This is a genomic window from Actinomycetota bacterium, assembly GCA_030650795.1.
Taxonomy (GTDB): Bacteria; Actinomycetota; Actinomycetes; order S36-B12; family S36-B12; genus UBA11398.
In genome coordinates, this window is record JAUSDJ010000040.1 from 1 (window position 1) to 13786 (window position 13786).

At 58.8% G+C, this 13786-nt stretch carries 14 protein-coding genes; 9 read left to right on the forward strand and 5 right to left on the reverse strand.

What is annotated here, in order from left to right; all coding sequences use genetic code 11:
* The 5 genes from Q7L55_11950 to Q7L55_11970 all read left to right on the forward strand — a co-directional run.
* Positions 1-225 (forward strand): amidohydrolase (locus Q7L55_11950; protein MDO8733261.1); only part of this gene is annotated, 225 nt, incomplete at its 5' end.
* Positions 226-364: 139 nt separating this feature from the next.
* Positions 365-1108, forward strand: coding sequence for an SDR family oxidoreductase (locus tag Q7L55_11955; protein MDO8733262.1), 744 nt, complete (start codon positions 365-367; stop codon positions 1106-1108).
* A 26-nt stretch (positions 1109-1134) separates the two neighbouring features.
* Complete coding sequence (locus Q7L55_11960) at positions 1135-1677, forward strand: LLM class flavin-dependent oxidoreductase (GenBank protein ID MDO8733263.1); 543 nt, start codon at positions 1135-1137, stop codon at positions 1675-1677.
* 5 nt (positions 1678-1682) lie between these two features.
* Positions 1683-2054, forward strand: coding sequence for a hypothetical protein (locus tag Q7L55_11965; protein ID MDO8733264.1), 372 nt, complete (start codon positions 1683-1685; stop codon positions 2052-2054).
* A 10-nt stretch (positions 2055-2064) separates the two neighbouring features.
* On the forward strand, positions 2065-2538 hold the full coding sequence (locus tag Q7L55_11970; GenBank protein ID MDO8733265.1) for a carboxymuconolactone decarboxylase family protein: 474 nt from the start codon (positions 2065-2067) through the stop codon (positions 2536-2538).
* Between the two features lie 12 nt (positions 2539-2550).
* Here Q7L55_11970 and Q7L55_11975 read toward each other — a convergent pair whose 3' ends face one another.
* Positions 2551-3561 carry a DUF2889 domain-containing protein gene (locus Q7L55_11975; GenBank protein ID MDO8733266.1) on the reverse strand — a complete coding sequence of 337 codons (1011 nt, stop codon included), beginning with the start codon at positions 3559-3561 and terminating at the stop codon, positions 2551-2553.
* Between the two features lie 304 nt (positions 3562-3865).
* Between Q7L55_11975 and Q7L55_11980 the strand changes: the two genes are divergently transcribed.
* Positions 3866-6340 carry a CoA transferase gene (locus Q7L55_11980; protein ID MDO8733267.1) on the forward strand — a complete coding sequence of 825 codons (2475 nt, stop codon included), beginning with the start codon at positions 3866-3868 and terminating at the stop codon, positions 6338-6340.
* Between the two features lie 21 nt (positions 6341-6361).
* Here Q7L55_11980 and Q7L55_11985 read toward each other — a convergent pair whose 3' ends face one another.
* The 3 genes from Q7L55_11985 to Q7L55_11995 all read right to left on the reverse strand — a co-directional run bounded on the left by Q7L55_11985 (position 6362) and on the right by Q7L55_11995 (position 10504).
* A complete protein-coding gene (locus Q7L55_11985; protein MDO8733268.1) occupies positions 6362-8839 on the reverse strand; it encodes a CoA transferase in 2478 nt (825 codons plus the stop codon).
* Positions 8840-9018: 179 nt separating this feature from the next.
* Positions 9019-9270, reverse strand: a complete 252-nt coding sequence (locus Q7L55_11990; GenBank protein MDO8733269.1) for a hypothetical protein — start codon at positions 9268-9270, stop codon at positions 9019-9021.
* 91 nt (positions 9271-9361) lie between these two features.
* Entirely contained in the window at positions 9362-10504 is a 1143-nt protein-coding gene (locus tag Q7L55_11995; protein MDO8733270.1) for an amidohydrolase family protein, read from the reverse strand.
* Between the two features lie 265 nt (positions 10505-10769).
* On the opposite strand from Q7L55_11995, the gene Q7L55_12000 reads away from it, so the two are divergent.
* Genes Q7L55_12000 through Q7L55_12010 form a run of 3 tightly spaced genes read left to right on the forward strand, consistent with a single transcriptional unit; the run spans position 10770 to position 12776 of the window.
* A complete protein-coding gene (locus tag Q7L55_12000) occupies positions 10770-11453 on the forward strand; it encodes a TetR/AcrR family transcriptional regulator C-terminal domain-containing protein (GenBank protein ID MDO8733271.1) in 684 nt (227 codons plus the stop codon).
* The gene (locus tag Q7L55_12005) at positions 11453-12043 is read left to right on the forward strand and encodes a YfcE family phosphodiesterase (protein ID MDO8733272.1); all 591 of its coding nucleotides are present in this window, start codon (positions 11453-11455) and stop codon (positions 12041-12043) included. The genes Q7L55_12000 and Q7L55_12005 overlap by 1 nt, the downstream gene beginning before the upstream one ends.
* A 55-nt stretch (positions 12044-12098) precedes the next feature.
* Entirely contained in the window at positions 12099-12776 is a 678-nt protein-coding gene (locus Q7L55_12010; GenBank protein MDO8733273.1) for a metallophosphoesterase family protein, read from the forward strand.
* On the opposite strand, the gene Q7L55_12015 is transcribed toward Q7L55_12010, so the two are convergent.
* Complete coding sequence (locus tag Q7L55_12015; GenBank protein MDO8733274.1) at positions 12773-13780, reverse strand: DUF2889 domain-containing protein; 1008 nt, start codon at positions 13778-13780, stop codon at positions 12773-12775. The two genes, Q7L55_12010 and Q7L55_12015, sit on opposite strands and share 4 nt — an antisense overlap.
* Positions 13781-13786: the final 6 nt, after the last annotated feature.

Genomic DNA, 13786 nt, shown 5'->3' on the forward strand with positions numbered 1-13786 from the left:
CAGCACGACTACCGCTCATCGACAACTGCACTGACGGCTCAGGGCTACCAGAACGGCCTGTTCGGCAGCGATTACCCGCACTGGGAGGGCACCTTCGGCCACACCCAGAAGACCCTGCACGAACTGTGCGACGACATCGACGCAGTGGCCAGCCACCGGATCCGCATCGGTGCCTTCGCCGAGCTCTTCCCTCACGTTCCTGCGCCACCAGCCGACGAAGCATAACCAATAGCACCGCACGCAAGTCACCCGCACAAGGGTGGAATCAGCTTCAGGCCCCTTTGGTATCCCAAAGGGGCCTGAAGCATTTGGCGTTGTTCACCAAGGACCGACCATTGATGCTGGGCTATCACATACTTGGCGGATGAATGATTCGAATCGTTTCAGCGGGAAAGTCGTCATCGTCACTGGAGCTGCACGAGGACTTGGGCGCGACTACGCGCGATATTTCGCAGCCGACGGCGCGAACGTCGTCGTAGCCGATGTGAAGGACACAACTGGTGCTGCCGAGCAGGCTAATGCGATCCGATCCAGGTGCATCGGCATCGAGTGCGATGTCACGTCGCAGCCTTCGGTGAATGCTCTCGTTGGGGCCACCGTTCAGGAGTTCGGCCGCTTGGACATCCTCATCAATAACGCCGGACTGTGGCGCGGGCTCGCCGAAGCGGGACTTCTTGAGTGTCCCGATGAGGTTTGGGACCTCGCTTGGGCTGTGAATGTCAACGGGACCTTGCGCGCTACGCGTGCCGCAGTCTCCGCGATGAAGACGAACTCGTGGGGCCGCGTCGTAAACGTGTCGTCCATGGCAGCAAAGAGCGGCGGAAATTCGTACGGGCTCACGAAGTCCACAGTGGAGAACATGACGCGCGGAATGGCCAGGGAAGTGGGCGATTTCGGCATCACAGTCAATTGCATTGAGCCGGGCATCAGTGCCTTTGAGGCAGCCAGCAGCCAGCTCGCCAATGCCGATGCGATTACGGGAAGCAATCCCATCAAGAGATTCGGAACGAGCCGCGAGCAGTACGAGGCGATGGCTTACTTCTGCTCCGATGGCGCAGGCTACACCACCGGTCAGACCCTGTACGTGGATGGCGGGGCGACGAGTTGAGTCCCAGATTCAAATTCTCGATTCAAATGCCCTTCACGCCGGATGCGACGGGGTGGGTAGCGAAGGTTCAGCGCGCAGAGGCGATGGGCTTCTACTCCGTCTCGGTTCCCGACCATCTCGGACCGAGTCTCCCCCAATTAGCTCCGATGATTGCTCTAGCTTCGGCGTCAAGCATCACCACGACTATTCGGCTAGCTATCAAGGTACTCAACAACGATTTCCGCAATCCTTCGTTGCTGGCCAAAGAGATTGCGACTTTGGACGTCTTGTCCGCCGGGCGCGTGGACATGGGCATTGGCGCGGATTGGCTTGAAGAAGACCTGACGAAGACTGGTATTGCGACTTGGGATCCACCGGGCACGCGCGTGAGTCGACTCTTCGAGAGCATCAGTGTGTTGCGGCGACTCTTCACCGGCGAGCCGGTCACATTCGCTGGCCAATTTTACTCGCTCGACGATTTCACTTCCGTGCCGAAACCCATACAGGATCCACTGCCGATCATGCTAGGTGGTGGTGGCAAGAGGATGCTGACATACGCCGCCAAACATGCTCAGATCGTTAGCATCTGACCCAGATGTCGGGTACGTCGGATACCCGCAAGGCTGCATTCGAAGAGCAATTGAACTGGATTAGGGAAGCAGGCGGCTACGAGCGCGAAGATCTCACCATTGGTGTGCGCATCCTGTTCGGCACCTTCTCTGTGCCGGGTGAGAATCGGGAAACCGCTTCGCAGCGAGCCGTCGGTCCAACGGGAGGACGAGCGGCCGGAAACCTCATGGTCGATGAATTGCTCGAGTCGCCATTTGGGCTGATCGGCAACACGAGCGAACTCGCTGAGCACGTACGCAAGATCAATGAGCGCTACGGCGTCACCTACTTCACAGTAAGTGAGCCGCTGGCATGGGAACTTGGACCACTCATTGCCGAGCTCAACAACGACAACTAGAGGACGCACCGTGCAACGTTTGCCCGAAGCACAATTGCCTGAAGAGATGGCAACCGACAATCGGATCGTGCGGGCTGTCTACAACAATCCGGAGATGTTCAAGGGCTTTGCAAGCCTGTCCGGCAGAGTACACTCCGCTTCTCGGCTGTCCGATCGCATGCGCGAGATTCTCGTCTTGCGCACGCTCTACCGCATAGGCTCCAGCTATCAGATAGCACTGCACGAACCAGCGTCTCTGAAGGCCGGAATTACTCGCGCAGAACTCAATGCGCTCAAGTGCGGTGACTTCCATGACTTCAGCTCGGCAGAGGGCGCCGCATTGGATTTCTGCGAGGCAGCTGACGCTTTGACAACGACAGACGAGTTGTGGGATCGCACTGCCGCCGAGTGGTCGCCTCAGGAGATCTCTGACATGACATTGCTCGTCGGCTTCTATGCAATGGCTGGCCGATACCTCCTTGCAATGAACATCGTCGCTGAGTAGCGGGAGCTGCGGCTACATCAGATGAGGGATCAGTACTGGCACCTCAGCAAGCGAGCGGAGAGTGTCATTCATGTGCGTGCAGCCGTCAATGCCTGGGAGCTTCTCGTTGACGGAGTCGCGGAAGCCACGCAGTGGCTGACCAACCATTCGTGACACGGCAACTGTTGCGAGTGGGCACTCGTAATGCGGCAGCACGCGAGGGTCCGCGCCGATGCTGATGACTTCACCAGTGACCCGGTCAGCCGTCGCTGTCACGACGTACTCATGCACAGCCTCACGGTGACCATCAGGCGTGGTGTACGAATCCTGGAAGAAGGTCTCAATATGCACAACGCCATCTTCAAGCCACAGGTCAATGCGACGCGAACGCCGGTGCGATGGCTCGTGCGGGTCGGTCAGCTCGTGCCAGGCCCACGGATCCTCATCGTTGTTAATCGGCGGTACCGGCTTGGTGTCACCCATCGACTTGTTGGATCCGTCAGCATTCAACGCTGAGGATCCCGGTTGGAAACCGGCGCAGATACCTTCCATCACGCGCACGCCGACCAATTTCTTCATCTGACGCATGCGCTCATCCTGAGCCTCTTGGGATTCCCAGAAGCGGAAGGCGACGCTGCCGACAAGCGTCGCGCCAGACAGATCGTCAAGAAGGAGATAGAGCGGTGTACCCGCCTCCACCTCTTCAGGAACGGCGGCAACCACACGGCCACGCGAATTGCTGCCACCCTGGGCGCCAACGAGCACCTGCACACCTTCACGAGGAGGCTGCGTCTCCATCGCCACGATCTGCCGATCCGGCGCCACGGTTGCGATGAGCACATCTTCAGCCAGGACGATCGGCTCTGCGCCACCAAGCGGGGTGAAGAGGTCGCGCGAGCGGCCGATCACTGTGCGGTTTGCTTCCATGCCGTCTGGCCAAGTGCTGTCGATTGTTGATGTGCGCCGCACCGATCCGGGGCGTCGGGTGGGGGCAGCTACGGCGGGACCTTTTGGGAACAGGTCGACAGGCACCGTGATCGTCATTGCTTTTCCTTCCAAACGTCCGGTCTGCGGTCAGTACCGGCGAGGGTGAACGTCTGTACAGTGTTAACCAACTTCCTGCTTCGAGCAAGCATTCCGACAATTTGGAAGCTCTTTGTAGGTCTATAGCTCAAATTTGTCGGCCTGCCAACATAGAAGTTGCTCCAACTCAAGGAATGTTCGGAAGTTTGTGGAATTGCACCCCGCAATGGTCCCGATGGACCTACCGTCCACACACGGCTATACCCCGTAAGGCAGCTCTCCGCCGGCGTCCGGGGCTCATTGCTTGGACACGTGGAGGTACGAAATGGGTGGAGTTCTCCAGGGACTCAAAGTTGTCGAACTGGGCGACGGGCTCTCGGTGGCCCAAGTTGGCAATGTGTTCGCCGACTTCGGTGCTGAGGTGATCACCATTGAGCCGCCTCGCGGGATCGCCCTCCGAAAGGAGCCCGGTTACCTGTTTATGGGCCGAGGCAAGAAGAGCGTTGTGCTTGACTGCCATCAACCGCCGCAGGCGGAGCAGGCACTGAAGCTCATGTCGCAGGCTGATGTAGTCGTGACCTCCGTGCGGCAGAAGACCCTGCAAGCCTGGGGATTGGATCCGCAGAGCGTGCAGTCAGTCAACCCCAGGGTTGTCATGGCCGTGGTAACGGGGTGGGGGCTTGAAGGGCCTCTTGCTGACGTCAAGGGTCACGAGTCGCTCGTCATGGCTACGGTCGGCGGCAACTCAGTGAACCAGCGATTGACCCTGGCATCGGGGCCGAACTTCATCACCGTGCCTTTCGCTGCCTGGAGTGCCTCGCAGACTCTGCTGCACGGGATCTTCGCCGCCCTGCGTGAGCGCGAATCGAGTGGACTCGGGCAAACCGTCGATGCATCACTTGCTCACTCGCTCGGCGCCCAGGATCCTTGGGGACAGGCAAACGCCGTCCTCACTCAGCGCTTTCCCGAGGCGTTCACCGCGTCGGCCCCCGTCGCGGCTGACGGAAGCCCGAACTCCAGCTATACCTACAAGCTGCTCGTGGCGATCACCAAGGACGGCCACTGGCTGCAGTTCTCTCAGGTGCAGCCGCGGCTATTCCGCGACTTCATGCTCGCCTGTGGCTTGGGCTGGATGTACGAGGATCCAAAGTGGAGCGAGTTCGTCACCATGGGCACTGACACCGTCATGCTTCCGCCATCGGCAGATGCTGCGATGAAGATGGAGTTCTGGGATCTGCTGCTGGACATCGTCAAGGGCAAGACCCTGAAGGAATGGCAGGCGATCTTCGACGAGTGGCCGAACGTCTTCGCCGAGGTCTTCCGTCGCGGTACTGATTTGTTGCGGCATCCACAGATGGAAGTGGAAGGACAGCTCGTCACCATCAAGGATCGTCGCCACGGTGATGTGCTCATGCCCGGACCGCTTATTCGGATGAGCGGAACGCCGGCGCAACTCGGCGCCGATGCCCCCCATCTCGATGAGCATGGCGATGAGCTTCGTGCACGCGCGGATGGGCTCGCGCTCGAGCGCACAGTCGAGTCCGGCAATGTGCCCAATGACCTGCCACTCAAAGGGGTAACCATCATGGAGCTGGGCACCTACTACGCGGCTCCACACGGATCGACCATGCTCACCGATTTGGGTGCGCGTGTAATCAAGATCGAGCCAATCGAGGGCGATCCGATGCGCACCGCTCAGGCCTTTCCAGAGGCCGGCGGCATGAAGGTTCTGCAGGGCAAGGAATCGCTTTGTCTCAATCTTGGCTCGCCTGAGGCGCGGGCGATCCTGGCGAAGGTGATCCCGCTGGTCGACATAGTTATGTGCTCCTTCCGCATGGGTGTTGCTGAACGACTTGGTGTCACTGCCGATGACCTCATCAAGCTCAATCCGAATCTGATGTATCTGGACTGCCCCGGCTTTGGCATCCTGCCGCCGTACGGCGGCCGCCCGGCATTCGCTCCCACGATGTCCGCAGGGAGCGGCATGTCCATGCGCAATGTCGGAAGCCAGATCCCTGAAGGTGTTCCAGTCGACAATGACGCCATCCGCCTGATGGCCGTGCAGGCGAGTTCGGGCGGTGGCGGTGGGTCGGCGCAGCCCGATGGCGTTGCCTCCTTCGCTGTTGGCAGTGCGCTCGCAATGGCCGCGTACCTCCAGGCCAAGGGAGTACCCGGACAGTCCCTGCTCACCACGATGCTCCAGTCTTGCGGTCATTGTCTGGGCGAGATGATGGTGGAGTTCGAGGGCCGATGGGAACCGAGTTCGACCGATGATCAAGTGCTCGGCCTGAATGCGCTCGTGCACCTGTATGAGACGAGTGACGGCTGGGTGTCCTTGGCGGCTCCTTCGAACACAGACTGGCTCAATCTGTCCTTGGCCCTCGCGCAATTCGATGATCTTGCCGGCGAACCCAGATTTGAAAACTCGAGCCTGCGAGCTGAACATGATCAACTGCTGGTTCAGCGCCTATGCGCGATCTTCAAGCAACGCTCAGCCGCCGAGTGGCAGAAGCTTCTGCTCGCAGCCGATGTCGGATGTCTTGAGTGCGTGCAAGCCGGACCGGAGACGATCTACGTCGGCACCCTCGCAGAGGAGCACGGCTGGCTCGCGACCGTCGAGCATCCAATGATTGGTGCGTATTCGCGGCTTGGCCCTTACGCTGGCTTCTCGCGCTCGCGCACGGTTGCCACGGCAGGCGGAACCAAGGGCCAGCACACGCGCGCCATCATGGAGGAGATCGGCTTCGATGAGTCGGCGATCACCGATTACGGCGAGCGCGGCATCGTCGCCTTCAGCTAGCCGCTGAGGTCCGGGGCACGACTAGCCAAATTGCACAAGCCCCTTCTCAGCGAACCCGAGGATTTCGTCCTCCGTGAATCCGGCTTGGGTGAGCACTTTGCGAGTGTGCTGCCCCTTGGTGTTGCCCGGCAGCGCAACTGTGATCGATCGTGAGAACTGCTGGTATGGGGACAGCCGCGGGTACTCGCCGACGATCGGACTCTCCACTCGTGCGACCCAGCCATGCTCGACTCCGAGTTCGCCAATGATGATGTGCTCGGCCGCAGCGGGGTTGACCTCCAGCAGCGGAACGCAAGTCTTGAGCATTACCCGCTCCCATTCGTTAGCACTCTTCTTTGCGAATGCGCCGGAGAGTGCTTGCGTCAAGGCACCGTCATGCTCGGCCCTTAACGAAGCATTTGCAAAACGAATATCGCTGTTGAGATCTGCGAACTCATTCAGCGCCGTTGCAAGCCGACTCCACTCTGCATCAGTGGTGACCGACAAGGTGACCCAGCCCTCACTCGTCTCATACAGTCGCTCAAGAGCACTGAATCCAAGAATCTCGCCATCTGTCGTTGACGGCTCCCATCGACCATTGAATTCGACCATCGTCTCGCCCAGACAATGACCGCAGGACTGAAGCATCGTGGTAAGCAACTGCTGTCCACCGATACCAACTGACTGCAGATATGCAGCCATAGCGAGCGCCGTGCCAACAGCGAAAGCGGCAACGCCATCGGGCTGAGCAGCCGAGGTCGTGCCACCAGCTGCGAGTTTGCCGCCGTACTTGCGCAACTCTTCGTGCGATGAGGGCATGGTCTCAGGGATCTGGCTCCCAACATTGCGCATTGCAATGCCGCTGCCCGCAGCAATTGTCGGAGCAAAGGCCGGACGCGCTCCGTATGGCGGAAGCACCCCGAAGCCAGGGCAGTCCAGATACATGATGTTCGGATTCATCTTTTTCAGATCGCCGAATCCGACACCAAGGCGATCGGCGGCACCAGCCCGGAACGAGCACATAACGATGTCGACATCCTGCGCGATCCGGGCCAGAACGTTCTTGGCATCAGGGGAACCGAGGTCAAGGGCGAGTGACTCCTTGCCTTGCAAGACCTTCATTGCACCGGCTTCGGGGAATGCCTGCTGGAAACGCATTGGCTCGCCATCAAGGGCTTCCACCTTGATCACGCGCGCACCGAGATCAGTGAGGATCGTTGAACCGTAGGGAGCTGCGTAGAAGGTACCCAATTCCATGATCGTGACACCAGCCAGCGGCAGAGAGCTGGGTGCTCCGGTGACCTCCGGGCGAGCATCCAGCGAGAGTGCCTTGGCACGCTCACGCAATTCATCGCTATGTTCATTGAGCCGCGGGGCATCCGCGCTCAGCTGCGCAGGAGTGTCGCTGAATCGGATCAACGCTCCGGGCTGCAACACCTCGCCGTGCTCACGATCAGTGATGGTCGACAACTGCCCTTCCACCTCGAGTTGGCGGTGATGCAGGAGATCTGTTCCTCGGCGGAATACTTCTGCAAACACATTGGGCCACTCGTCGAAAGTGATCTCCCATTCCGCAAGAGTCTTCTGCTGCACGATGTCGTAGAGCATGTTCCAGAACTCGAAGCGCATCTCGCCTGAAGCATCCGGCGGTATCATGACGGTGTCCGTGCACATGGTCATGAACGCAGCCCACTTCTCGTCGGTGTACATCCAGTTCAGGCCACAAGCCTCCATGAAATCCTTGAACAGCCGCGGTTGCACCTGCGAGAACTGCAGCCAGTGCCCGTCTTTGGTGATCGCGACGAGCAATTTGTACGAGTAACTGAGGAAGGGTGCGCCATCTTCACGCAACACCATTCCGCCACCTTGAATGGCATCGGGAAAGATCTGCGCAAGTGCAGCGTTGGACTGCATCCATGGGTCAAGCCCACCTAGGCAATGGCCCAGACTGGTGCTAACGGTCTGGCCGGCACCGCTCGCCTCACGCTCACGCATTGCAGCAAAGATTCCCTGCAGAGTTGCCTGCGCGCCACTCCATGAGGCCCACGGAGTAGTCGACCACGAAGGTCCCGGTCGATCCGTGACTCCAGCGAATGATTGATTGAGGCCGAGCTTGGCGGCAATGAGCGGCTCATCGACCTTGACGTCTGCAAGTGAACCGGATAGCCCGAAGGCAGTGATCTGCGCGTAAATCAGGCGCGGGTTCAACGCGGTGACTGTCATCGCATCAAGACGCCAAGCCTCGCGCTCACTTACCCGCTGCTGGGTCACCACAACATCGGCGTCAACCATGAGTTTGCGGGCAACCTCAGCGTCGACTGGATCATTCAGGTCAAGGACGATGCTCTTCTTGCCGCGAGCGAGAAACAGAAAGCCCGGCTCACGGCGCAACTGCGCGCCGCCAGGACTTTCGATTGAGATGACTTCGGCACCAAAGTCAGCCAGAAGATTGCCCACATGTGCAGTGGACAGTCCGCCGCCTAATTCGACGACCTTGAGTCCGTGCAGCATTCCACTCATGTCTTGCCCCTTCCCGTGGTTCACAGATCAGTTCTCAGCCGCGCAAGTAGACCCTCGCCGAAAAGTACTGACAAGGGTCTACGGCGTATAGCGGATTCTGGTCGAAAACTGCAGCGAATGCTAGGCCAACGATCGGCACACCGGGGCGTGCTTTGATCTGCCTCCCCGATGCCCAATTTCTACGCCGAAGTCCCAGCTTGCGCTTCACGTTTGGCCAATTCCTTCAGGGTAATAGCCATGGTGTGCTGAACTGCGAGTGCGTGCGCCTCCTCCTGCGTTGGCATCACTACATCCCAACTGCCACAAGTGCAATGGCCGGCATAGCCACCCTCGACCGGCACGAAGGACTGCACATCGCAATATCCGGGAGTGATGTCTTGCAAGAACTCTTGCGGGGATTCGCTCATCACGCTTTCTTCTTCTACTGCCATGGTTCCTTCTCTAGCATGAATCGAATATTCGGGCTTCACAGCGCAGTGGGCTGCCAGACGGATCTGACAGCCCACCTTCTTCGCTGCGGATTTAGTGACGAATTTCGGCTGGTGCCTTAGGTGCCGTGGGGAACAGTTCTTCAAAGGCCCCAAAGCGGATGCGCTCCGATACTGCCTGCGGCACATCGTCGAAGAGTTCATGCAAGGTCTTTTGCGTGTGGCCGTACGTGCCTTCCATGTGCGGGTAGTCCGATCCCCACATTGCGTTGTTGAAACCCATGTACTGCACTGCTGCAACCGCAGTCGGGTCATGTTGGAAGGAGGCGTAGACCTGCGAGTAGATGATCTCGCGAGGCGAGCGATTCAGCTTGGGACGCACGGCCATGTGATGCTGGCGGTAGCCCTCTTCCATGCGGTCGGCCAAGAACGGCGCCCACGTAGCGCCACCTTCAGAGACCATGACCTTCAGATCTGGGTGACGGTCAAGTGCGCCTGAAGCCACCATCTTCATGACGGCACGCTGACCGGAAAAGGTGGTCTCGGTGTAGTTCATCACTGCGCCACCCGGTCCGCGGTAGGTCACACCAATGACCTCACCTGCAGCCATGTCAATTGGCTCAGTGCCGATGTGGAAAGCGATGACCATCTTGGCCTCTTCCATGGCTGCCCACAGTGGCTCCCAGTACTCGTGCTGCCAATCCAATTGCATCGGGTGCGGGCTCACGGTCAAGAAGACACTCTTGAAGCCAAGACCTGCGCAACGCTGCATCTCCGTGATTGCGTCATTGACATCCAATGTCGACACCTGTGCAGTGGGGAGCAAGCGAGGATTCAGAGAGATGATCTCGCTGGCTGAGAAGTCGTTGGTGACTCGGGCGGTTTCGCGCAGGAGCTCACGAGTCTTGAAGGAAGCTGCCCACATCCCCAGCGACGGGAAGACGAGTTCTGCCCACACACCTTCAGCATCCTGATCGGGGATGCGCTGAGAGAAGTCGGAAAATCCTGGTGCGCGACTACCGAGCTTGCCGAACTCGATCTGAGCGGGCTTAGGCAGACGTCGGCGGAAGGACTGCCCATCGACGTAGACGGTCTCCCACAAGCCATCTTCATCCTTGACCGAACGGGGAACGAGATCGGAGAGGGACTTGGGGAGCTCCTTGGACCAGAGGTCGGCTGGCTCGATGAAGTGCGAGTCTCCGGAGTTGGCCCAAAGCATTGTGCTCATGGTGGTCATGGATGTGCCTTTCACGTCTGATGGAGGAATCCTGGGCACAAGTGCGGTCAAGAACCCGAACTCGATGCCTGGGAGGGACAGGTCACCTGTACTGTTCTAGAGGCAGGTTTACGCTGTATACCTGAAAAGGTCAAGTTATTCTAGAAAAAATATTGCAGCGGATATTGCGCCCAAGGCATGAGCCAGCGAAGACGCCGAAAGTCGGACCGCACCCCACTGGGTCCGTTATCGCAATACTTACGAGTCGGGTACTACTGTTCCTACTATGACTGTCGGTGCCACGACCAAGCAGGCCTCCCGCCGTCGCCAGCCCGCCGCCAATCCCACACTCAGCCGCGACGAGATCGCGCGCGCGGCTCTGGAGTTCGGCTCTAGCGAGGGCTTCGACCAACTCAGCATGCGTTCGCTGGCCCGAGTGCTCGGGGTCACCCCGATGGCGCTGTATCACCACGTGGCCAATAAGCAGGATCTGCTTTCGATGCTTGTCGAAGAGGTGCTGGCGCCAATTGAAGTTCCAGATCCCGACTTCGGTACCTGGCAGGAACGCCTCGGCGAGTTGCAGCGGCGCATCAAAATCTCTAATGAGCGCTATCCCGGTATCGACATAGTGATCTCCGAAGTGCGCCTGACCAAGAATGGCGAGCGGCTCATGCAGGGATACCTGCAGATCTTGCGCGACGGCGGCTTCAGCGAGCGTGAGGCGATGCTCGGCCTGTCTACGATCTACACACTTGCCTACGGAACGTCGTTGGTGAATCGCCAACTTGACGCGGTCGGCAGTCAATCTGAAACAAAGCGTGCCGTCGCCGAATCACCTAGTCTGGCTCGCGAATGGCTCCGACTCCTGAAGGATGAAGCAGGACGCGAAGCCGTCGATCGATTCAGGCACAGCGTTATATTGGCCGGGCTTGAGGCAATCAAGGGAACGTTGAGTGATGAGGTTCAATAGTGAAACTGGGGATCGTCGCTGACGTTCATTGTCAGGACGAGCACCTGCTGCTCACCGTGCAAGCGCTGATCGATGAAGGAGTCGACGAGATCCTGCTTGCAGGCGACGCCCACTACGACAACCACTTCAGCAATGAGGTAGTCGACATCATTCGCGAATTCAATATTCGCTACGTCACCGGCAACCATGAGTGGAATCTCATGAGTGAGCATGGGACTGCTGCTCGAACAGCGATGCATGTCCGGGCTGGGAATCTGGAACTTGTCGCCGCTGCCCCAGAGTCCCTGCGCACCACGATGAACGGCAAATCGCTGCTGATGCTGCACGCAAGCCCATGGACGCCAAAAGGCCACTACCTCTTCGCCGGTGATCCACTGTTCCAGCGCTGCGATGAGCTCGACGCCGACTACCTCATCCTCGGCCACACGCATGTGCCGATGGTGCAGCGCTTCGGCAGAACACTCGTCATCAATCCCGGTGCACTCGCCTATTCAGAGGCACTCGGTGCTCTGGGCGAGTACGCGATCCTCGACACCAACACCGATGAAGTAACGCAGCGAAAGTACACAAAACAATCATTCACCCCATAATCTGACGTCAGGCCTTGAACTCATCAGGGACCAGCTGACTGAGTAGGTAACCACTGTGAAGCTTGGGATCGTTTCTGACGTTCACTGTCAGGATGAGCACCTCCAGCTGACAGTGCGCGCACTCATTGACGAGGGCGTCGATGAGATCCTGTGCGCCGGTGATGCGCACTACGAATATCGCCTGAGCAACGAAGTCGCAGAGATCATCCGTGACAACAACATTCGCTACATCCAAGGCAATCACGAATGGGTCCTGATGGGTCCCCATGGCAAGGGCGCGCGTTCCGCACCCCATGTGCGCCAGTCGAATCTGGACTTCATCGGTAATACCCCTGACGAAATTCGCACCACGGTGAACGGCAAGTCGCTGTTGATGGTGCACTCGACTCCCTGGCCGCCAAAGGGTCACTACCTTTATGCTGGAGATCCACTTTTCCAACGCTGCGAAGAACTCGACGCGGACTACTTGATTCTTGGACACACCCATGTGCCAATGGTTGAGCGCATCGGACGCACCCTCGTGATCAACCCAGGATCACTGACCTTCACTCGCGAGCCAGGCGCATACGGGATGCTGTCGTACGCAATCTTGGACACCACCACCGATGAAGTCACGATGAAGCATCCACCCAAGGATCCAGAGGCCTACAAGGTGCGTGATACGCCTGACCCAACCCTCATAGCGGAGTCCGTCTCAAACTCTGATCCAGAGTCCATTGCACAGTCGAGCTAGCGAATCTGCGCCGCCAGCACTGGTACTTCTGCAAGGGCTCGTAAAGCGTCATTCATGTGCGTGCAGCCATCGATGCCTGGCAACTGCTCATTCACAATTGTCCTGAACTCGCGCAAGGGCTGACCAACCAAGCGGCTGACGTTCACCGATGCCAGCGGGCATTCGCGAAATGGCAGCACCTGCGGCAAGGCTTGGATCGCAGTAACCAAGCCAGTGGTCGCATCGACGGTCGCTTGAATCGTGTATTCATGCACAGCGATGCGCGGTCCACCTGGAGAGGTGCCGGCATCCTGAAAGAAGGCGTCAATCACATACTGATCACCTTCACGCCAGACATCCATGCGACGTGAACGACGCGATGACACTTCAACGACCTGAAAGAGTTCGTGCCATGCAAAGGGATCATCTTCGCGGACTAGATCTGGCACCGGCTGGATTGCGTGCACGGCTGGCGGATTACCATCAACGCCAAGTGCACTTGCACCCTTTTGGAAGCCAGCACAGATTCCTTGCAACGAAATCTTGCGCGCCTTGGTTTCTGGCGAATTGAAGTCGAAGTCCTCCTCCTTGTCGCGCCAATGCGTGAATGCGAATCCTGAAACCAAAGTTGCACCGGCAAGGTCATCGAGGAGCAGATAGAGCGGAGTCCCCGCCGCAACTTCTTCTGGCAATTGCTGAACAACTCTGGCTCGTGAACCGCCACCACCTTTAACGCCAACCAGCGGCTGCAGATCAACGCGTGCTGGGATGGAGCTCAAGGATGTCGTAGTGCGATCAGGCTCGACTACAGCTTCCAGGGAGTCCTCGATGAGCACTACCGGAGTTGAACCATCGCTCGGAGTGAGCAGATCGCGCGAGCGGCCGAAGAGATGCATCGGAGTGCCAGCGCCTTCGGGCCAGATGGCATCGATGGTTGAGGTGCGGCGCACCGAACCTAGCCGCCGAACCGGAGTCGGAATTGCTGGTCCGAGCACGCGAACATCAGCTGGCACTTCGACAGCCATCGTGGA

Bases quoted from the DNA above. Each gene is read 5' to 3' on its own strand.
- Q7L55_12000 (MDO8733271.1), top strand. From the start codon at position 10,770: ATGACTGTCGGTGCCACGACCAAGCAGGCCTCCCGCCGTCGCCAGCCC.
- Q7L55_11955 (MDO8733262.1), top strand. From the start codon at position 365: ATGAATGATTCGAATCGTTTCAGCGGGAAAGTCGTCATCGTCACTGGA.
- Q7L55_11985 (MDO8733268.1), bottom strand. From the start codon at position 8,839: ATGAGTGGAATGCTGCACGGACTCAAGGTCGTCGAATTAGGCGGCGGA.
- Q7L55_11995 (MDO8733270.1), bottom strand. From the start codon at position 10,504: ATGACCACCATGAGCACAATGCTTTGGGCCAACTCCGGAGACTCGCAC.
- Q7L55_11980 (MDO8733267.1), top strand. From the start codon at position 3,866: ATGGGTGGAGTTCTCCAGGGACTCAAAGTTGTCGAACTGGGCGACGGG.
- Q7L55_11965 (MDO8733264.1), top strand. From the start codon at position 1,683: ATGTCGGGTACGTCGGATACCCGCAAGGCTGCATTCGAAGAGCAATTG.
- Q7L55_11960 (MDO8733263.1), top strand. From the start codon at position 1,135: ATGCCCTTCACGCCGGATGCGACGGGGTGGGTAGCGAAGGTTCAGCGC.
- Q7L55_12015 (MDO8733274.1), bottom strand. From the start codon at position 13,780: ATGGCTGTCGAAGTGCCAGCTGATGTTCGCGTGCTCGGACCAGCAATT.
- Q7L55_11975 (MDO8733266.1), bottom strand. From the start codon at position 3,561: ATGACGATCACGGTGCCTGTCGACCTGTTCCCAAAAGGTCCCGCCGTA.
- Q7L55_11990 (MDO8733269.1), bottom strand. From the start codon at position 9,270: ATGGCAGTAGAAGAAGAAAGCGTGATGAGCGAATCCCCGCAAGAGTTC.